Source organism: Thiospirillum jenense, assembly GCF_014145225.1.
In the GTDB taxonomy this organism is placed as follows: domain Bacteria; phylum Pseudomonadota; class Gammaproteobacteria; order Chromatiales; family Chromatiaceae; genus Thiospirillum; species Thiospirillum jenense.
In genome coordinates, this window is the sequence record NZ_JABVCQ010000009.1 from 78,087 (window position 1) to 98,353 (window position 20,267).

Genomic DNA, 20,267 nt, shown 5'->3' on the forward strand with positions numbered 1-20,267 from the left:
TGCAATTAGAGTCCAGCGTAACGCACGCCGGTATTAAGATTCAATTCTTGGCGAATCTGCCGGCTATTGACTTGCGCCAATGCCTGATGCAATGGGCTATTCGGATCATTTAAATCACCGAATACAATCGCGCCCTGACCTGATGCCGCGCAGGCATCCGCGCAGGCGGTGGAGGTTTGGCGATCATCATCGCGGCGGGACACACACAGATTGCAACTTTCGACGCAGCCCTTGCCACGCGGCACTTGCGTCAATTTTTGCGCCACCGGTTGATGCACAAAAGAGCGCGCCTGATACGGACACGCCATCATGCAGTAGCGACAGCCAATGCAAGTGTGACGATCTACCATCACAATTCCGTCAGCGCGCTTGAACGACGCCCCGGTCGGGCAGACATCCACGCACGGCGGCTCGGCGCAGTGTTGGCACATCAGCGGCAGTTGCGTCACCTGACCGGTCAGGTTATCGCGCAGCGTCACCTTGCGAATCCACGCCGACTGCTGATCCGCCCAGTCAGCCGCGTCATCCGTGGGTGATTGCTGCAAATTCAACCCATTTTCCCGTTCACACGCGGTCACACACGCATCGCAGCCGGCCGCACATTTGGTCGTGTCAATCAACATGCCCCAGCGGTGGGTGGACGTGACCGGCGTGGTGCGCGGCTCGGCGGTAGCAGTCAGCGTCGTCAACACCGCCCCGCCGCCCAGTGCAACGGTCGCCACCCCGGCCGCGGCGTAATGCAGGAATTGACGGCGGTCAGTATCAACCGCATCAATTGAATCGGGTGTATCAATCGCGTCTGGCGATGAATGAGAGTGAGAAGCATAAGTCATTATTCAGCGCCCTCTGAAACAGGTGGCAAAAGCAATAACTGCTGCGCCACTTCATGATTCCAACCTTCCCCGCTGGGAATGGTGGCATGGCAATCAAAACAATTGAGTGTCACGGCGGCGGCGGCATGACACGCATTGCAAAATTGGCCAGTTGCGTTAATTGCAATGGGTGCGCCAGCGGCGGTATGACCGGTATGGCAGCTAATACAATTGCTTAAACTGTATTTGGTGCTGCGTATGCCATGCCGCACGGTGGCATCGCGTTGGTGTTGAATTAATTCCATGTGATAACGGCGCATGTGATCGGCCGGTTCAACGCATTGCTTCACCTGCGCGGCGCGTGAACTTGGCACCACATATTCTCCAATCCGATCCGCCGCCAACGTCGGTTGACTAAACAGGATTTGACTGAAAAAGGCGAGAATGCACACGGCAATCCCAGTGAATTTGAAATGAGGGGTTGTCACAGCCATTCGCGGTTTACCAGTGAAATTCCAGAGTGAATAAGTGCCAATCGGTCAAGCAAACAAAAAATTGGTAAGGTGATAATTTCTGAATGAAAGCGGCGCACAAATACGTTAAACACGGCGCGTTATTTTAATTATTCCTGTTAAACAGTTTGCAATTGTTCAATCCCGCCGCGGTCATTGGTAAATGATTAACCAGCAACACACGGCGGGTATGAACTTTTCAATCCCCAGTGCAGAATTGAATTGCCGTGTTATTCACCCAAACCCATTTTGATGTAACCGGTCGGGCAAACATCCGCGCAAATATGACAGCCAATGCACTTGGCATAATCGGTGGCAACATAACGGCCGGTGGTGCGCTCGGATTTGTCCACGCGATACACCGCCGTTTGCGGGCAGAAAATCACGCAATTGTCGCACTCAAAACACATGCCGCAACTCATGCAGCGCTTGGCTTCGGCCACCGCATCGGCGTCGGTAAACCCAATCACGCGCTCTTTGAAATGCCCCAGCACTTCCTCGGCACTCGGCACCTCTTCCTGCCGAACACGACGCGGCTGATAATTGAAATGCCCGAGGAACAACTCGTCATGCGGGATCACTTCGGCACTACCGCGATCTTCAAAGTTATGCACCGCCCAGTTGCCCTCGGACGTGCCGCGCAAATCACCCCGTTCCGCCGGACTAAACGACTCCGGCGCCAACTCGGCTTCACGCAATTTGTTCAACAAATCAAAATGATGCACGTCAATTTTCGGACGTTTGGGTTGGTCGTGATCTTGCAAATACGCATCAACCGACTGCGCCGCAACCCACGCCTGCCCAATTGCGGTGGTCAACAAATGTGGCCGCACGATGTCACCCGCGACGAAATGCCCTTGTTTATCCGGCACTTGGAAGAATTTATCCGCGTTGATAAACCCGCGGCCGTTATCCATCGCATCCAAACCGGTCAGATCACCGCCCTGCCCAATCGCTGACACGATCAAGTCGGCGTCCAGCACCCGCTCGGTGCCGTCAATCGCCACCGGCCGCCCGTCGGGTTGCACGGTGCAATCGGCCACTTTCAGCCCAATCGCCCGCCCGGCGGCATTTTTCAGCACTTCCAGCGGCATCACCCCGTCCAGCACCGTCACGCCTTCATACAGCGCATCGTGGACTTCATGCTCCGCCGCCGTCATCTTGTCGCGGGTGAACAGCGAGGTCAGGGTCACGGTCGCGCCCTCAGCCTTCGCCGCCGTCACCGCGTCATGCGCAACGTAACCGTCATGGATCACGCGCTCGGGCACTTCGCTCTGCCCGGTGCGATTGATGTGACCCAAGCGGCGGGCGACGGACACCACGTCAATTGACGTATCACCGCCACCGACGCACACGACTTTTTCCGCCGTGACCTTCATCCGCCCTTCGTTAAAGGCTTTCAAAAATGCCACGCCGGACACGCAGTTGGGCGTATCTTTCCAACCCGGGACGGGCAAGCCGCGCCCGCTTTGGCAACCGATTGCCCACAACACCGCGTCAAAGTCTTTTTCCAACTGTTCGATCGTGATGTTCGTGCCGACGCGCATGTTGAACTGCACTTCGATGTCGCCGAGGTCAAGAATGCGTTGGATTTCAGCATCTAACTTGTCACGCGGGACGCGATAGCCGGGGATGCCGAAGCGGAACATGCCGCCCAGCGCGGTGTTGGCTTCAAAAATGGTGCTGGCGTGACCCATGCGGCGCAACTGGTACGCGGCAGCTAAACCCGCGGGGCCGCCGCCGATGATGGCGATCCGCTTGCCACTCAACGCTGGCGCGGCGGGGAAACGGTAGCCGTTCGCAATCGCCGTGTCGCCAATGAACTGCTCGACCGCGTTAATGCCGACAAAATCCTCGACCTCGTTGCGATTGCAACCGGCTTGGCACGGCGCCGGACACACCCGCCCCATCAGTGCAGGGAACGGATTGGCGTCAGTGGAACGCAAAAAGGCGTATTCCTGCCACGTCATGCCTTTGGGCGGCTGTTCCAACCCGCGCACGATCTGCAACCAACCGCGAATGTCCTCACCCGACGGGCAACTGCCTTGACATGGCGGGGTTTTATGCACATAGGTCGGGCATTTGTGACTGGTATCCTGTACAAAAATCTTGTCGGTCAACTTGTCCCAAACGTTGTCGCCATCTTCAAACCGGCGCCAGGAGAGCTTGGTCATATCGTCGCTGGCAGTTGCCATGGTGTCGGTCTCCATTATTTTAATTGCGGGGACGGCCCGCGTTGAATTAGTTCATCAATTAAAACTGAAAACGGGAGGCAGTGCGCGCTCCCAACGTAATTATTTAATCATCACTGTCGTCATCATCATCTTGGTCATCGTCACGCGGAGTGAGAACAATCGCATTCGAGACCAATTGATGCACACTGACAATTTGATCCATGTTCATGCCGTAATAGGGCAGCACTTTAGTGAATTGACTTTTGCAAATCGCGCAAATAGCGGCCATGTGCGTCACGCCCTTTTCGCGCATCACATTGTTCAACGCTTCCATACGCGGCAATGCACCCTTCACGCGCAATTCCATTAAATCATCGGTTAATAACCCACCGCCGCCACCGCAGCAGAAGGTGCGATCACGGATGGTTTCTTCATCCATATCGTAGAAATGATTACAGGTGGCGCGAATAATAGCGCGGGGAATATCGAATTGACCGCCGGGGTAATTACCCATGCGCGAAGCGCGGGCGACATTGCAGGAATCATGGAAAGTCAAAACCTTATCGTCATTCTGACTCTTATCCAGATTTAATTTGCCCTGTTGAATTAACTCGTGCGTGAATTCGCAAATGTGTTGCGGCACTGGATAACGCGGATCAAGAAAATCCCACGGCCCGGCCAGCGTATTCAAAAAGTTATAAGCCACGCGCCACGCATGACCGCATTCACCAAAGACAATCCGCTTGACACCGAGTTTGATGGCCGCTTCACGAATGCGTTGCGACAAGCGCCGCATATTGTCATACGAACCAATGAACATGCCGAAATTAGCGGCTTCAGACGCATAAGAACTGAAAGTCCAACTCACGCCTGCTTCATGGAAAACTTTGCCATACCCAATTAAACCGTCAACATGCGGTTCAGCAAAGAAATCCGCCGACGGTGTAACTAATAAAATATCGACGCCGGCTTTATCAATTGGATAACGTACCTGTACCCCGGTGTCATCATAAACATCTTCTTCTAAGCCTTCTAAAGTGTCAATTAACGCCGGCCCCGGCAACCCGAGGTTATTACCAATACGATAAACTTTAGCAATGATCTCGTTGCAATACTTTTGCCCAACACCGATGCTATCCATGATTTCACGCGCTGCCATTGAAATCTCAGCGGTGTCAATACCATACGGGCAAAACACTGAGCAGCGGCGGCATTGTGAACATTGGTGATAATAGCTATACCAATCACTCAACACGTCTTCAGTGAGGTCTTGCGCGCCCACTAATTGCGGGAATAAACGACCTGCCAGCGTGAAGTACCGCCGATACACTTTGCGCATTAAATCTTGACGCGCTACCGGCATGTTTTTTGGATCATGGGTGCCGAGGTAATAATGACATTTATCAGTACAGGCGCCGCATTTGACACACGCATCTAAATAGACGCGCAATGAACGATACTTGCCCAACAGGTCGCCCATTTTGGCAATCGCCTGTTGCTGCCAGTTCTCCACCAATTCACCGGGGAAACCGAGCGGACCCTGAAATTCTGGCTTCGATTTGAATGGACTAGAATGCGCCATCGCATCCATTTTAAGGGCCGGAATCTCTGGATATTCTTTGAGTTCTGGAACAGCAAAATCAACTTTAGCCATCGGTTAACCTCAGCAAACAGCAATCAACATTGCAATTAAAAGTCATTATAAAACGCAATGGCGATAACGATCACGGTTGTTGTTCTAAACGGCGCGCCCAAGGCGCCAGGTGGCGTTGATCGCGGGCGTTATCTACTTGATTGCGCGTTGGGCTAAAAAAGAGACCAGGGGCGTGGAGCAATTTGCTGTACGGGAAAATAATTAACAATGCTGCAACCAATAATAAATGGATTAATAACACCGGGTCGGCTGGCAACAGGTGAAATTCAAAATGGTACAATCCCTGATAAAACGCTTTTACTTGCATAATATCGGTGTGCATAAAAAAGCGCATAAATAATCCAGTCAGCCCAATCGTAACTATTAACCCTAAAATGAGATGATCTGATCGAGCGGTGATATACTGGACGCGATCAACTAAGAAACGCCGCGCCCACAAACCGGCTAACCCAACCACCATCGCAATACCACCATAAATACCAAAGGGTTGAATCATGGTAATGACAACTGGCACCGGTTCTAATATGTAACGCAAATGTCGCAGGGTCACGAGAAATAAACCGAAATGAAAAATCCACCCAAATAACCACGTCCACTTATTGCCACGAAACAGACTTTCAAAAAACACCACTTCACGCAACATCCGCAAAGTCACACCAGTGCGGGTGATCGGGGCGGGCGTGGTTGGGATTTTAAGCGGGGCAGGGGTACGCGCATATTGCACGATTTTGTTTAATAAACCTACAACTAATACCAACGTGGCAAAGTAGTATAAATAAGCGAAAACACTTGAAATAAAAGACATGTTTCCCGCGACCTCTACCTAATGTCGGGTGCGCTCGGCGTACCCTGCTATTAATTCAACAATCAATCACACCAACAGATTGGCATGTCAGATCGTGGCTAAATTTTCATTACATTCGCCAATTCAGGCTGTGTCATTATATTCAAATTAACTAAACTTTTTTGCCAACAATAGCGACTCGCAGTGTTGCTGACAGCCGTATTACACAAGATGACTGAATATAAACTTCGCCATTCAATCAACACATGGCGATGACTTAAACACAAACACCATTGCCCTGAACACGTCGGAGGGCATCATGTTTAATAACGGCGCACCCAGTTTGACATGAAAAAAATCATACAATTACCGGGACACGCCATCATGCTAAACTGCCACGCAATAATTAAACGCAGCCGGTCGGTTTGGGTAAACCTGCATAACGGCAGGCTTGTTTTGCTGGCCCGTAGGGAAATAAGCCATACAGATATTTGCTATTACCCTTATCCTTACCCATCTTTTTACCAACCGCTTTAGTCAATACCCGCACGGCTGGCGCGATTTGGTATTCTTCATAATACTCGCGCAGGAAGTTAATGATGTCCCAATGCTCGTCAGTCAATTCCAGATCATCTTCTTTTGACATGACGGTTGCAACGCCCGGCTCCCAGTCGTTGATGTTAGCCAAGTATCCTTCTTCATCCGTTTCAAACATTTTGCCATTGACTTCAATTGGCATAATTCAATTCCTCTTTAAGTGATTTAATTAGTAAAGGTTATAGCCAGGCTTGCACTTTATCGTGCTGTGCGACCAGTTCAACAAAACCGTCATATTCAACAACAGCCATGCCTGGAATGAGACGATCGGTATCAAAACCGCGTGCTTTTAAATCCGCACCCAACACATAGATTTTATTCGTCGTGAGGGTCTGTTGCATGTGCGCAGCGATTTGACTGCCCTGTAACGCACCATAAACGCCATCTTCAAACAACAGGATGGTCGCATCAGGCGTGATGTGATTAAGACAGGCAGCCAGTGCTGTCTTTTCAAAAGGCGATTTATTGACAGTGTGCAGAATACTCATGGATGACCTCGATTAAAAACTGAAAATGACATCAGCGTCATCCATTAATGCGGCCATTTCTGCCCGCGAGACGACGGTAATAGAGTCTTTTTCTGCCCAATCGTCATCTTCATCTTCCCACGTTAAATGCTGTAGGTCATCAATTGTCAAGCCGCGTTCTTCTAATGATTCGCGCTCAACAAAGATTTTCTTGACATCATAATCACCCAACGCTGCATAGGTTGGGGAAAAGTTTTTCATGCCAATGCCGGTAGTATCCTGCTGTTTGGTCAATTGAAAAACACCGTCATCAAGAAATGCAAGGCTCACCACTTGATCGAATGCGGCGCCAATTAACACCACTTCCAACGACTCCCAAGCATAAATCGTCCCATAAGGCGCGCGGCGATTTAGATAAAGGAATTGTTTCACGATTTCGGACATACACTCAAATCTCCGTTAGATTTCCCGTATCAATCGCCATTAATCACCAAACACAATTAACCGATCGGCTTGAATGGCTGCTTCGACTAATTGCCCCAACCCCGAAATACGAAAACGGGGATGAATATTAGTCGCGTCTTTACCATTACGTTTGGCTTCACCCTCATCAACCATCCCGCGCCGCTGGGCAGCCGCAACGCAGACTACCAGATCGAGATTGTATTGTTCGGCCAATTCGGCCCAGCGATTGACAATATGACGATCATCTTGCGGCGGTGTCGTTAAGCGCGTCGCATTATTTACGCCATCGTGATAAAAGAAAACACGAAAGATTTCATGCCCCTGCGCTAATGCTGCTTTAGTAAAAAAATAGGCAGAATCGGCCGATTGGTGCTGATAGGGACCTTCATTGATCTGAATAGCAAACTTCATTGCGACCTCGTGCTAATGATACGAATTGCGCCATTACTCGGGTTATTAAAACCGAATATGAGAAGACGCATTGAAGCTACTGCGCGCCCCGCGCCAAGTATCAATATGATATTTGGTGAAGGGCAATTCGACTTCTTCAAAGAAGCGTGGCCAACCAATCCGTTCAATCCATTCATTAACCCGTTCCCAATCGCGGGCGCCGGCTTTGTAGGCTTTCAAGATACGCTTCACAATGGCAGTGGCTTCTGGCCAACGCGGCGGATTATTCGGAATACCCGCAGCGACTAGCTTTTGAAACGTCGGTTTACCGCGTGCATTGGAATGATTTCCGCCAACCCAAATCGCCAATTTTGAATGTTCGGCATCATTGATTTGCATCGGTGGGCAGGGTGGGAAACACGCGCCACAACAAATACATTTGCGCTCATCCACTTCTAATGACGGTTTGCCATTAACAATCGCTGGGCGAATGGCAGCAACTGGGCAGCGGGCAACTACTGATGGGCGTTCACATACATTTGCCACCAAATCATGATTGATTTTTGGTGGTTTCGTATGCTGAATGTTAATTGCAATATCGCCTTGTCCACCGCAATTGATTTGGCAGCACGAAGTCGTGATATGCACCCGATTGGGCATGGTGGCGTTGCGGAACTCATCAATTAACTCGTCCATCATGGACTTCACAACACCAGACGCATCAGTGCCGGGAATATCGCAATGCAACCAGCCCTGCGTATGAGAAATCATAGCGACCGAGTTTTGCGTTCCACCGACAATAAACCCAGCACTTTCTAATGCACCAATTAACGGCTCAACTCTTGATTCATCATTCACCATAAACTCAATATTCGAGCGCAAAGTGAAATGAACATAACCGTCAGCGTATTGGTCACCAATGTCGCACAACTTGCGCAATGTGAATACGTCGAGAATGCGCTGTGTGCCAGCTTTAACAGTCCAAATGGTGTCGCCACTGAAGGCAACGTGGCGCAAAACGCCCGGGCGCGGGTGATCGTGATATTTCCACTGCCCAAAGTTCTTGCGCATAGTCGGGTGAAGGTATTGCCATGGATCCGGACAGCCGGATTCAATTGGCTCACGCATATCTTTTGCAGCCATGAGGGATGCTCCAAGTGATTAGCAACAATGCAAAAATAATGAAATAAACCGCCGCGGAGTGCGCAATAAACATACGCACACCGTCAATCAATAGGTGTATTAACCGGCTGCTGCTTGACGTTCAAACCATTGCTGGGCAGCCTCATCCCAACCATCCATACGGATATAGGAACTTTGACGCGGATGACTCAGCATATTTGGATCGGGTTCAATCCCAATGCCTTCGAGGAAGTTCGCCAAGCCAATGCGCTCGATCATTTCGCCGCACCGCTCATGCTCTAATCCATTTTCCGCCCAGAAGTCAATAATGGTTTCGGCCATTTCAACCAATGACTCGTAATCTTCTTCGGTGTCGAGTTTCTTAAATGGCACCACAACCGTACCCATTAAATCACCGATCTTGAGGGTGCGCTTGCCGCCAATTAAAATAGTCACGCCTTTATCATCGCCCGGATGCAATGCTTTAGGCATCACATTCAAACAGTGCATACAGCGTACGCAATCACGGTTATTCACCGCCAGCGTATCATCGTCATTCAGTGCTAACGCCTGAGTTGGGCAACGAGTAATAACATTATCAATTAAATACTGCCGCCCTTTGCTATTGACGTAATTCTTAATTTCGGCTTGATCCACCTTCATGTCATCACGCCAAGTACCAATCATCGCAAAGTCGGCGCGCTCAATCGCATTCTGGCAATCATTTCCACAACCGGACACCTTGAATTTGAATTTATAAGGCAGCGCGGGGCGATGCACATCATCCACAAAGTTATTGACCAACATGCGATGTGCTTTGAATTCATTGGTGCAGGACATTTCACAGCGTGCCGCGCCAACGCATGACATTGCGGTACGGACACACGGACCAGCACCACCTAAATCCCAGCCGTATTCATTCACTTCATCAAAGAAAACTTGGGTTGATTGAGTGGTCGCACCAATAAACATGATATTGCCGGTTTGACCATGAAAGGTCACTAACCCAGAGCCATATTTTTCCCAACTATCGGCTAATTGGCGTAGCATTTTAGTGCTGTAATGATTGCCGGCGGGTGGCTGAATGCGTAAAGTATGAAACTCTTTTGATTCAGGAAAAGCTTTGGCGACTTCAGAGAATCGCGGAATGATGCCACCACCATAGCCGAATACGGAGACGGTGCCGCCTTTCCAATAGCCTTTGCGGGTTTCATAGGAATGTTCTAATTGCCCGAGTAAATCATTCGTAACTTTATTAATGCGCTCGTCAGGATGTTCATCACGCAACCGCTTAATTCCAGAAATAAAACTCGGCCAAGGGCCTGTTTCCAATTGGTCAAGCATCGGCGTTGGATGTTTATCAATTGCCATCGCGCTACGTCTCCCGTTAATAACGTGGAAGTATGAATTAGGACAACCCAGTGATGGCTGTTATGATAGCCACAATTGATTGTCTTGGGTCTGTATTAGGATTTTTAGTCAGATGTTTTTGTTTCACTAGCGATTTGAGTGTTGAATCGCTTGCCCCCATTTACTAGGATGAAACCCTGATCATTACTTTTGCACTGTAAAGCAAACACCTGAGTGGGTAACATTCCACTGATGGGGGAGATCAATATGTCATGCTATTCCTTTAGGGATAGTTGACGTCTAAAAAATTAACTAAACGGTATCGCCTAAATTGCTGTTTGAACTATTCGCTGCGTGAATGTAACTGACATTTCGGCAATCGCCGTTTTGAAATTGATTTAATAAGGATGAAAAAAGTGATAACGGATTAAATATACCAATCAGTCGGGGTAATGGCACCTCTTAAAAAGAAATCATATTGACTAACGGAACAATGCAACAATATGGTTGTTTTTGGGCGAGTGAGCCGCAATGTGTCAGCACAGCATGTGACAAATTTTCTATATCTGCCCTCAGATTATGAGTTGATTATCAATAGATAATAACGGGTTCAAAAATCATGTTAAAGCTAAGTGATATTTTAATATCCCACCATGAACTTAAATCATTCGATGAACTGATCCCAATCGTTCAAGCAATTGCACGACAGGGCGAACGATTTTTTCGGATGGATGTCAAACCCCCTTTTCCTGATACGCCTGATGCTTGGGAAGATCGTTTAGAGGCAGCATTTAGCGGCTTAATCCGTTAATGTTTTTATGCGGGTGATTACAACCACATCATCAACGCAATCAGTGCGTTATATAGGATTCAACAACTATGAGTCAATTAAACCAATTTGATTTAATGCCAACAACACTTGCAGATCTGGCGGCGGATTCGGTCGGTCGCATGGCCGAACATACTGCTTTAGAAACGCATCTTCTAACATTAGAAGAGCAATACCAACAATTAGGTAGGTCTTGCGCAAATGCAATGGCGTACGCTGAATTAGAATTGCAAATAGCTCGCGTTTTAGTTAACTTAGAACGTGGTGAAAAAGCCTGGTCACTAGGTCGCGCCGCATTTGAGCAGTTTATGGCCGTGCAAGCATTCGAGAGCGCTGTAGATTGTTGTGACGTATTATTCCGTGCTAATCAACCTGATTCGCTTTGCGCCCTTGGACAAGGTATTTGGTTGGCTGTCACTTATCCAATTGATCCTGAATTGGCAATAGAATTATTAACCCATGTTATTGAAGAAACCCCCGATGATGCAGACGGTGCAGCAGTGGCAGCCACAACTGCGTTATTTTTAGCAGATATGCGCGCTACTGATAATGATCGAGAGAACTTACTATTCTTTACATCACGATTGCTTGGGACGGTGGCATACCGGCATAGTCATATTACCACACAAGCGGCTTTCGATCATTGGCGCGATCAGTTAGAATTGCGCGAACCACAGCATTTTTTAGGGCGATTACGCAATATAATCGATGTTTTAGTTCAAGATGATTGGTGGTTTGATCGCACTGCGTTACAAGCACAATTACCATTAAATTGAACGGATTGCTGGTTTATTTGGGCGTATTTTGCATTGATAGTTTAATAAATTGCCCGTTGATAAGAGCATCTAAAAATGACGCGCTATTGGCAAGAACCAGATGAACTTAATACAGCACAGTCCACTATTGCTGTGGTAGATGTATTATTTAATTTAGTTGGACGCAGTTTACCGGTGGATCATGTAGTAGAATTAGCACAGGCAATTCTCGCACACGTTCCCTGGTTAGCAAATGAACCCTGTGGTGGTATTCATTCAATTTACGTTGCTGGATCCCAAAATGGTTGGGAACGACCAGGTGTTAATAGCAATCAACCATTGATGTTATCGCGCCGCACGAAATTGATTATTCGTGTTCCGCAGACACAAGTAGCGATATTACAAGCCGCATTAGCGCATCAAACATTAATGATTGCCGATTTACCATTAAACATTGGCGACAGTAAAACGCGCCTGCTGAGTAACGAAACAACGCTATTTGCGCGGGCGGTGGTGGATGAAAAACTGACTACGGCATTAAAAACCAGTGCGTCTCCAATCATTGATCAAGATGAAACCGCATTTTTAGATTGGGCCGCTAGTGCATTAACTGCATTGAATATTCACATTCGTAAAGCATTATGCGGTAAACTCGCTATAATTGCGCAGCCAAACGGTGAACAACTTGCCACACGCCGCCTATTATTAGCCAATTTATCGCGTGATGAAGCGTTACGGTTGCAGCAATACGGTTTAGGGATGCACCGAATGCTCGGTTGCGGTTTATTTTTACCACATAAAGGCATTGCGGCACTTGCTAAACCTGAAGGATAATACGGTTGTTTAGCACGGTTAAATGTTAAGCGCATAACGGTTGTATCTGTTTATATTCTCATATTGATACTGCAATGGATTAAACGCAGACAACGCATTCGGTTAACCACGACTGTAGTTCACTCGTTTACTTTTCTATTGCACAGTTCTACAGTATAATTTTTATTGTTAATGTGAAATTTGACGTCAGTTATTAAAGCGTAACTGACTCCAACCTGAAGAGGAGTACTTGTGCATGGCCATCGAGGTCAAGGGTCGAACAATTGAAACGACAGAGAGTGGTTATCTGGTTGATCACACTGCATGGGATGAAGATGTCGCATTAGCATTAGCGGCAATTGAAGGAATTGAGTTATCCGATAAACATTGGGATATTATTCATTACCTGCGTGATGAATATAACAACAATAGTCAAAATCAACCAATGGAACGAGCATTACTCAAGGATATGGGCAAGCGTTGGGGAAATAAACCTACTAGCAAGGATGTCTATCTGCTTTTCCCATTAGCACCCACTAAACAAGGCACGAAAATAGCCGGTTTACCCGAGGTGCATCGCAAAGGCGGCTATTAAACCTATTGCGGTAAATCGTGCAGATTATTTGACCCAGGGATGGGTCAATAGATACTTAACAATCACAGCCAGGCGATTTTTGATAAGATGGATATTTATGGCTTACTAAAGCATTCATCCAATACTTCAGTCAATTTTGCAATCCGAATTGGTTTAGTTGTAAAAGCATTCATGCCCGCGTCCATACAAGCCCGGCGGTCGTCTTCTAACGCATTAGCAGTTAATGCAATAATAGTGGGCTGTTGATCGGGTGGTAGCAATTGACGGATTTGCCGACTGGCGCTAATCCCATCTAATTCCGGCATTTGTAAATCCATTAAAATCACATCATAATGTTGACGTTGCACTGCCGTAACTGCTTCAGCACCATTATTTGCCACATCCGCAGTCATTCCCAACGATTTTAACATTTTTAGTGTCACTTGTTGGTTAATCAAATTATCTTCTGCTAATAAAACCCGTAGATTTGACCAAGATGGTGCCGGTTTATCCGTATGCGTTTCTACTGGCGGCGGTTCAATAGCTGTCGGTAATGGTAAAGTCATTACATTGGATGCTAATGGCGGTTTATTTTGAAATGGCGGGTGTGCTGGCAATAGCGGCTCTTGATTAGAACACGCATATAATGGAAAAGTACAGCGGAATAGACTGCCTTGACCGTGAATCCCGCTACTTTCAATATCAATTTGCCCACCAAATAACTCAACCAACCGTTTGCAAATAGCTAATCCTAATCCGGTGCCGCCATAGCGCCGTGTAATAGAACTGTCTACTTGGCTAAACCGTTCAAATAATCGTGACCGGCGTTCTTTGGGAATCCCGATTCCTGTATCCTGAACAATTAATGTCAATTGATAAACGCGGTCATTGGCACTGATTAAGTGATCGGGGGGACGCATTACCACCCCTAAAACGGCAGCAGTTGTTTCCTGCCCATCCAGCGTCACATCAATTCTACCTTGCTCAGTAAACTTAACCGCATTGGCAAGCAAGTTGGTTAAAATTTGACGGAAGCGATTGCCATCACCAATAAATAAACGTGGCAACTGGGGTGCTAAATGAAAATGTAATGCTAACCGCTTTTCCTCAGCCTTAATCCCGATTAACTCCAATACTTCTTTTATACAATCCGCCGGGCTAAACCGCACGGCGTCTAATTCCAACATGCCTGCTTCAATTTTAGAATAATCCAATACATCATTAATTAATGCCAATAGTGAACTGCCGCTATTTGTAATCACTTTTACCAGTTCGTATTGACTAGGTTCTAGTGGAGTAGCCGCTAATAATTCACTGAGACCAATCACTGCATTCAATGGTGTACGCATTTCATGGCTCATATTCGCAAGAAATTCGCTTTTTGCTTGATTGGCTGCCTCGGCGGCAATTCTTGCCTGTTTCAATTCTGTTTCGGCAAGAATCAACCGAATTTGTGTACTAATGCGGGCTTCTAACTCACCGGCATCGAAAGGTTTATTAACAAAATCTACCGCACCTGCTGCAAAGGCGCGCACCTTACTTTGGGTATCCACCTTTGCACTGAGCATAATAACGCGCAGGTGTTCCAATTGCGCACTTGATTTAATAATCTCTAGCACTTCAAAACCATCTAACCCTGGCATCATAATGTCGAGTAACACGACATCTATTCCAGTTTCTGTCTCTAAAGTGACTAGCGCGTCAGTGCCATCTGCTGCTTGTACAATCTCATATTGTTGATTAAAACACATGACAATGAATTCACGAATAGTGTCTTCATCATCTACGACGAGTAATTTACGACGTTGATTTGTCATGGCGATTCTCTGAAGCGTTCAATGAGTTCAACTAATTGTTCACGGCGAAATGGTTTAGTGACAAATCCATCTGCACCAGCAGCGCGAGCGCGTTCTTCATCAATTGCCTGGGTGGCAGCAGTAAAAATAATAATTGGAGTATCGCGGGTATGACTATTGCGTTTTAAAGTACGGCAAATATCATAACCAGAAATGCCCGGTATCCACGCATCCAATAGCAACAAATCAGGTTTTTTATTGATCGCTTCTTTAATGGCAGTGGCGCTAGTTTGTGCAGTAAAAATCGTGTAGTTTTCTTCCAATAAATCGCGTGTAAAAGTAATGACATCGGGTTCATCATCCACAATCAATACCGACAACTTTTCTTCTGCTGGCAAGGCAATTTGCGGTTTATGTTCTTGCTCAAATCGTAAGACTTTAAACGCCGGTACCGCATCCGTATCAACTATTTTCATTGCTTTAGTATCAGCAACAACAGCGTGGTCTATTGTTATCAATTCTGACGGTTGCGCAATTGGAGTGATTGTAGTTGATACGGTTAATTCTGTTGCAATTGGCAAAGTGACATGAAAAATACTGCCTTTGCCATATTCACTTTCAACCCAGATATTTCCGCCGTGCGCCTGAACAATCCCTTGCACAATCGATAAACCTAATCCTGTGCCACCGGCCATAAACTCATTCTTGCCAGTGCGGTGTTTAGTAATATCGCCCAGAGTTGAGAAACGTTTAAATAGCTTGCCAATATCTTCTGGTTTAATGCCAATCCCTGTATCATGTACCTCAATATGAACCTGTTCTTTTTCGGCGTATGCCCGAATCATGATTTGTCCATTGTCAGGCGTGTATTTAATGGCATTACCCAATAAGTTAATAATCACTTGGGAAATACGATCCGTGTCACCATTAACAGGCGGTAAGTCGTTTTCTAATTCAAGGGTTAAACGATGTCCACGACTAGCAAAATACGGCTGTTGCTCTTCAGCAATATCTTGAATTGCTGTTTGCAATGACACCGGAGCAAATTCTAATACTAATTTGTTTTCTTCAATGCGCGAAACATCTAACAATTCAGTCACGATACGCGCCAATCGCGTGGCATTACGCGACACCGTATCTAACATTTTGTGCTGTTCAGGTGAAATTGCACCGCCCTTGCCTTCACGAATTAAATCAACATAGCCCTGAATGGCAATAAGTGGTGTGCGCAATTCATGCGATGCCATTGAAATAAACTTGGATTTCAATTGGTCGAGTTGTAATAACTCTTGGTTAGCCGTTTCGATTTCGTCAATTTTAGCCTTTAAGTCAATTGCCATTTGGTTAAAGGTCACGGCTAACGCTTCAATTTCATCGCCGGAGCGCAGTTGAATACGATGATCCAGTTCACCAGCACCAACACGTCTTGAACCTTCCGCAAGTAATTGGATAGGACGCGAAATAGTGCGTGCAAATAATAGGGCAATTAAAATCAAAACCAGTACTGTACCTACGATTAGCCACAAAAAAGTTTGCACAAGTGATGCTGAACGTTCATTTAACATAGCCGAGGTTGTTTCACGACTTTGTTCAATCTTTTGATTCGTTAGTAATGCCGGTGCAATCACTTCCTTGGCGGGTACGACAATAGCAACACTCCAGCCTGTGACGGGAATGGCGTGATAAGCAAAGAAATATTCCTGACCATTTTTTGGATCGGTATAGGTAGTTAAATCATGTTGTCCTTGTTGCATTGCTTTAATAATGCTTTGAAAAGCAGCATCGCGTACTTCAGTTAATGAATGTTTAAATGCTTCATTTTCTTTAAAAACGCCTTTAAGACTACCATGAAATTCAAGAAACTCTGCGGCACGTTCTGGAAATGCAATTGCCTGACCGCGTTCAGACATTAAAAATGCAAAACCACTGTCTTCAATTTGTAAATTGAGAATGCTTTTAATAATGCGTTCTAGGGTAATATCAATTCCAGTGACTGCCACAACCTTATCTTTAAGATAGACGGGTGCAATACTGGAAACCATCCAACCTAATCCGGCTGGATCCCAATATAGTTCTGTCCATTCAGGTCCGCGGTCGGGGTTATTTTTAGCATCGGCAAGATAATAAAAATCAAATGCTGTAACGTCCTGTATTTTGGCAAATTGAATCGTGGCATCAACCCACTTGAATTGTCCATCAACAAACGGCATACCGCGTGATAATTGGTTAGCGGTATTAATGTATAGCTGTACAGCATAACTATTCGTTTTAGCAACGCTCTTAAACACAATATCCATGTATTCAGTAAAGTAGATTTCTTTGAGCGTTGTTTTACTGACATTGCCTTTTTTATCTACACCATTGCCAAATACTCCAAGCCATGAGTTTTCATTTGGTTGACGGCTACCAAACATTTTATTTTCTGGTGCTGGTTCATAGGTGCTGGGGTAGGCATAACGTTGCAAAGTTTTACTGTGTGTATATAAATAATTTGCAAAATCAGCAAGATGAACTGTGTCAGATTGCACTTGCTGTAATAGTTCGTTAATGTCGCCTGCATACCCTTCGGTGAGTGCTTGCAGGCGAGTTTTTAATTCAGATGACAGAGCGGCACTGCTATCTGTCATCGCTAAATCTGCAATGTTACGATTGGCTTTAGCAGCAATTTGGCTAATGTTTATGGTACTGCTATAGCCCACCCAGCCTATCACCATAATTGGTATGAGTGCAGTGAGTATTAAAATAGTGAGCAGTTTGGTTTTAATCTGAACTTTCATTAGCAGTACAGCTCTATCACGTCAAATGATTGAAAATTAGACGGGCGCGTCGTTGGTAGGATTAACCCGTGCTAAACGATGATTACTTTAGCACAGGTCGGGTGCTATTCTTTAAATAGAAATCTCCGTCAAGTTAACCATCTGTCGTGATGTGTTCAATTAACTCCTTGAGTACATGTTCAGCATTGTTATTTTCAACTTGGCAGGTGCCAGCAGCTTGGTGACCACCCCCACCATATTGCAACATCAATTCACCAACGTTGGTTTTTGAACTGCGGTCAAAAATAGATTTGCCGACAGCAAAAACCGTATTTTGTTGTCTGACACCCCACAAAACATGAATAGAAATATTGCACTGCGGAAAGAGCGCATAAATCATAAAACGATTGCCCGCCCAAATGGCTTCTTCATGGCGCAGATCCAATACTACGAGGTTGTCATATTGGGTGGCACACCGTTGGATTTGCTCTTTAAACTTTGCTTCCTGTTCAAAATATAAATCCACACGCTCTTTTACGTCTGGTAGAGCTAAAATGTCATTAATGCCATGACTTTTGCAATAATCAATTAAATCCATCATCAGGTTGTAATTGGAAATGCGAAATTCACGAAACCGCCCCAATCCGGTGCGCGCATCCATGAGGAAGTTTAATAGCACCCAGTCAGTTGGATGCAGCACTTCATCACGCTCAAATTGCGCCGCATCGCCCTTATCCACTGCCGCCATCATTACATCCCATTCAATTGGGAATGCGGCATATCCACCATAATGACGCCACACGACCCGCGCTGCTGAGGGCGCGTCCGCATCAATAATATGATTATCGTGTTGTTCATTGCGCAAGGTTTCAGATAAATGATGGTCGAATGCTAAATGAACACCATTAACATAGGGTAAATTGGTGGTGATGTCATTTGGGGTAATGTCAATTTTGCCATCCTGCATGTCTTTGGGATGAACGAATTGAATCGTGTTAATGAGTTTTAAATGTTTTAATAACACGGCGCAGACTAGTCCATCAAAATCACTGCGGGTCACTAAACGAAATTGGCGCTTTGACATAGATTGTTCTCCGATTGATGATAGGGTTCAGTGTGATTGCCAACATCATAACTAAACGTTTCTTGTTCAAACAAGTGACTGGTTGATTGAGTCGGCTAATGTGAATATTGACTGCTTAAACCGGTATTGTGTCATAACTTGATCTATCTAATCAAAATTTGGCAAAGGCGAAGTGCGCCACCAAGTCGCTTGCGTCGTATCATAACGCCATTCTTGGCGGTCAATCAGAGATTTTAACCGCTGATGATCGCTGTGGACATAATCAATACGCACCTGTTGCGTGGCCACATCCGCCGGATTAATCACCAGTGGTTGGATGACTTCGTAAGCGGTAATACGAATAGCGCGTAGCGCCGTCAACGGTATTGTAGCGCGTTGTTTGGGTGGTAAAAACCCAATCAGGTTATCGTAATATCCCCAGCGCAGTGTTTGACCATAATGATAAGTGATGTGTTCTAATGCCGCCGCTTTGCGATCTTCTTTTAATGACGCACAACTGGTTGTGAATACAGCAACGATTAAAAATAGGGTAGGAAGAATGGTGGGCATAGTCAGTGCTTATCCAACTAAAATCGGCCAGCTCGTCGGTGGTATGTGCATTGCGTTATTATTCACGGGCTGCGCCACTCCGACTGCACAATTAAACGAATTGGCGGCGCAGCACGGATTAAAACGTGAATTGATTGCCGCGCCGCCCTTTCAACTTGTCGCCTATTCACGCTATTTAAAACCAGAATTAAACGCTGTCAAACATCTTGAGGTTTATTTAGAAGGTGACGGGCTGCCCTGGGCGACGCGCACCCGCATTGCCAATGATCCAACGCCGCGCACTCCATTGGCATTGCGGTTAATGACCAATAGCCAAGCGCCCGCGGTGTATTTATCTCGTCCATGCTACAACGGTTTTGCTACAACGCCTGCGTGCAATGCGTGGTATTGGACGTCCGGACGCTATTCTGATGCGGTGGTGACGGCGCTGGCAACTGCCTTGCACACCCTGTTACAGCGTACCGGCGCGACATCGGTCACGCTGATTGGTTACAGCGGCGGCGGCGTGTTGGCATGGTTATTGGCGGCGCGAGTGCCAGAGGTGACGCGCTTGGTGACGATTGCGGCGAATTTGAATGTTGCGGCTTGGACACAGTGGCATGGATACACACCGCTGACGGATTCGCTCGACCCCGCCACGCAACCGCCGTTGCCGCCGCGTGTTCAGCAGGTACATCTACTCGGAGCGCGGGATGTGACCGTGCCCCCGGCCTTGACGCAACAGTGGTTAGCACGACACAGCCCGACGGCGCAGGTATTTGTGCTACCGTCCGATCATGCGTGT

The 20,267-nt window shown here is 46.7% G+C and carries 20 protein-coding genes and 1 pseudogene; 5 read left to right on the forward strand and 16 right to left on the reverse strand.

Annotation, left to right across the window (positions count from 1 at the left end):
* Positions 1-5: 5 nt before the first annotated feature.
* From dsrO to dsrA, 11 genes are all read right to left on the reverse strand, one after another.
* Positions 6-833 carry a sulfate reduction electron transfer complex DsrMKJOP subunit DsrO gene (gene dsrO, locus HUK38_RS05745; RefSeq protein ID WP_182583367.1) on the reverse strand — a complete coding sequence of 276 codons (828 nt, stop codon included), beginning with the start codon at positions 831-833 and terminating at the stop codon, positions 6-8.
* Complete coding sequence (locus tag HUK38_RS05750; RefSeq protein WP_182583368.1) at positions 833-1,306, reverse strand: sulfur reduction protein DsrJ; 474 nt, start codon at positions 1,304-1,306, stop codon at positions 833-835. The genes dsrO and HUK38_RS05750 overlap by 1 nt, the downstream gene beginning before the upstream one ends.
* Before the next feature lie 248 nt (positions 1,307-1,554).
* A complete protein-coding gene (locus HUK38_RS05755) occupies positions 1,555-3,519 on the reverse strand; it encodes an NAD(P)-binding protein (protein ID WP_182583369.1) in 1,965 nt (654 codons plus the stop codon).
* 103 nt (positions 3,520-3,622) lie between these two features.
* Positions 3,623-5,152, reverse strand: coding sequence for a sulfate reduction electron transfer complex DsrMKJOP subunit DsrK (gene dsrK, locus HUK38_RS05760; RefSeq protein ID WP_182583370.1), 1,530 nt, complete (start codon positions 5,150-5,152; stop codon positions 3,623-3,625).
* Positions 5,153-5,222: 70 nt separating this feature from the next.
* A complete protein-coding gene (locus HUK38_RS05765) occupies positions 5,223-5,957 on the reverse strand; it encodes a respiratory nitrate reductase subunit gamma (RefSeq protein ID WP_182583371.1) in 735 nt (244 codons plus the stop codon).
* Positions 5,958-6,342: 385 nt separating this feature from the next.
* A complete protein-coding gene (locus HUK38_RS05770) occupies positions 6,343-6,675 on the reverse strand; it encodes a TusE/DsrC/DsvC family sulfur relay protein (protein WP_182583372.1) in 333 nt (110 codons plus the stop codon).
* Between the two features lie 37 nt (positions 6,676-6,712).
* Positions 6,713-7,021, reverse strand: a complete 309-nt coding sequence (gene tusB, locus HUK38_RS05775; protein WP_182583373.1) for a sulfurtransferase complex subunit TusB — start codon at positions 7,019-7,021, stop codon at positions 6,713-6,715.
* Between the two features lie 12 nt (positions 7,022-7,033).
* Positions 7,034-7,444 carry a sulfurtransferase complex subunit TusC gene (gene tusC, locus HUK38_RS05780; RefSeq protein WP_182583374.1) on the reverse strand — a complete coding sequence of 137 codons (411 nt, stop codon included), beginning with the start codon at positions 7,442-7,444 and terminating at the stop codon, positions 7,034-7,036.
* A gap of 39 nt (positions 7,445-7,483) precedes the next feature.
* On the reverse strand, positions 7,484-7,876 hold the full coding sequence (tusD, locus tag HUK38_RS05785) for a sulfurtransferase complex subunit TusD (protein WP_182583375.1): 393 nt from the start codon (positions 7,874-7,876) through the stop codon (positions 7,484-7,486).
* A gap of 45 nt (positions 7,877-7,921) precedes the next feature.
* Positions 7,922-8,998 (reverse strand): dissimilatory-type sulfite reductase subunit beta, encoded by a 1,077-nt coding sequence (gene dsrB, locus HUK38_RS05790; RefSeq protein ID WP_182583376.1) that lies wholly within the window; start codon positions 8,996-8,998, stop codon positions 7,922-7,924.
* A 99-nt stretch (positions 8,999-9,097) separates the two neighbouring features.
* The gene (gene dsrA, locus HUK38_RS05795; RefSeq protein ID WP_182583377.1) at positions 9,098-10,348 is read right to left on the reverse strand and encodes a dissimilatory-type sulfite reductase subunit alpha; all 1,251 of its coding nucleotides are present in this window, start codon (positions 10,346-10,348) and stop codon (positions 9,098-9,100) included.
* Positions 10,349-10,946: 598 nt separating this feature from the next.
* Here dsrA and HUK38_RS05800 point away from each other — a divergent pair.
* The 4 genes from HUK38_RS05800 to HUK38_RS05815 all read left to right on the forward strand — a co-directional run bounded on the left by HUK38_RS05800 (position 10,947) and on the right by HUK38_RS05815 (position 13,319).
* The gene (locus tag HUK38_RS05800) at positions 10,947-11,138 is read left to right on the forward strand and encodes a sulfur relay protein DsrC (RefSeq protein WP_182583378.1); all 192 of its coding nucleotides are present in this window, start codon (positions 10,947-10,949) and stop codon (positions 11,136-11,138) included.
* Positions 11,139-11,206: 68 nt separating this feature from the next.
* The gene (locus tag HUK38_RS05805; protein WP_182583379.1) at positions 11,207-11,932 is read left to right on the forward strand and encodes a hypothetical protein; all 726 of its coding nucleotides are present in this window, start codon (positions 11,207-11,209) and stop codon (positions 11,930-11,932) included.
* Between the two features lie 75 nt (positions 11,933-12,007).
* Positions 12,008-12,745: a type I-MYXAN CRISPR-associated protein Cas6/Cmx6 gene (locus tag HUK38_RS05810; RefSeq protein ID WP_182583380.1), complete on the forward strand. Its 738-nt coding sequence runs from the start codon at positions 12,008-12,010 to the stop codon at positions 12,743-12,745.
* A gap of 235 nt (positions 12,746-12,980) precedes the next feature.
* Entirely contained in the window at positions 12,981-13,319 is a 339-nt protein-coding gene (locus HUK38_RS05815; RefSeq protein WP_182583381.1) for a TusE/DsrC/DsvC family sulfur relay protein, read from the forward strand.
* A gap of 95 nt (positions 13,320-13,414) precedes the next feature.
* Here HUK38_RS05815 and HUK38_RS05820 read toward each other — a convergent pair whose 3' ends face one another.
* From HUK38_RS05820 to HUK38_RS05835, 4 genes are all read right to left on the reverse strand, one after another.
* On the reverse strand, positions 13,415-15,115 hold the full coding sequence (locus HUK38_RS05820) for a response regulator (protein ID WP_182583382.1): 1,701 nt from the start codon (positions 15,113-15,115) through the stop codon (positions 13,415-13,417).
* Positions 15,112-17,871, reverse strand: a complete 2,760-nt coding sequence (locus tag HUK38_RS05825; RefSeq protein WP_182583383.1) for a hybrid sensor histidine kinase/response regulator — start codon at positions 17,869-17,871, stop codon at positions 15,112-15,114. Before HUK38_RS05825 ends, HUK38_RS05820 begins: the two co-directional genes overlap by 4 nt.
* 133 nt (positions 17,872-18,004) lie before the next feature.
* On the reverse strand, positions 18,005-18,934 hold the full coding sequence (locus HUK38_RS05830) for an exopolyphosphatase (protein WP_182583384.1): 930 nt from the start codon (positions 18,932-18,934) through the stop codon (positions 18,005-18,007).
* Between the two features lie 147 nt (positions 18,935-19,081).
* The gene (locus HUK38_RS05835; RefSeq protein ID WP_182583385.1) at positions 19,082-19,483 is read right to left on the reverse strand and encodes a hypothetical protein; all 402 of its coding nucleotides are present in this window, start codon (positions 19,481-19,483) and stop codon (positions 19,082-19,084) included.
* 301 nt (positions 19,484-19,784) lie between these two features.
* On the opposite strand from HUK38_RS05835, the pseudogene HUK38_RS15590 reads away from it, so the two are divergent.
* Positions 19,785-20,024: pseudogene (locus HUK38_RS15590) on the forward strand (alpha/beta fold hydrolase); the annotation flags it as partial.
* Here the strand turns inward: HUK38_RS15590 and HUK38_RS15080 are convergent.
* Positions 19,973-20,122 (reverse strand): hypothetical protein, encoded by a 150-nt coding sequence (locus HUK38_RS15080; protein ID WP_238787489.1) that lies wholly within the window; start codon positions 20,120-20,122, stop codon positions 19,973-19,975. The pseudogene HUK38_RS15590 and the gene HUK38_RS15080 overlap by 52 nt on opposite strands.
* Between the last annotated feature and the right edge of the window lie 145 nt (positions 20,123-20,267).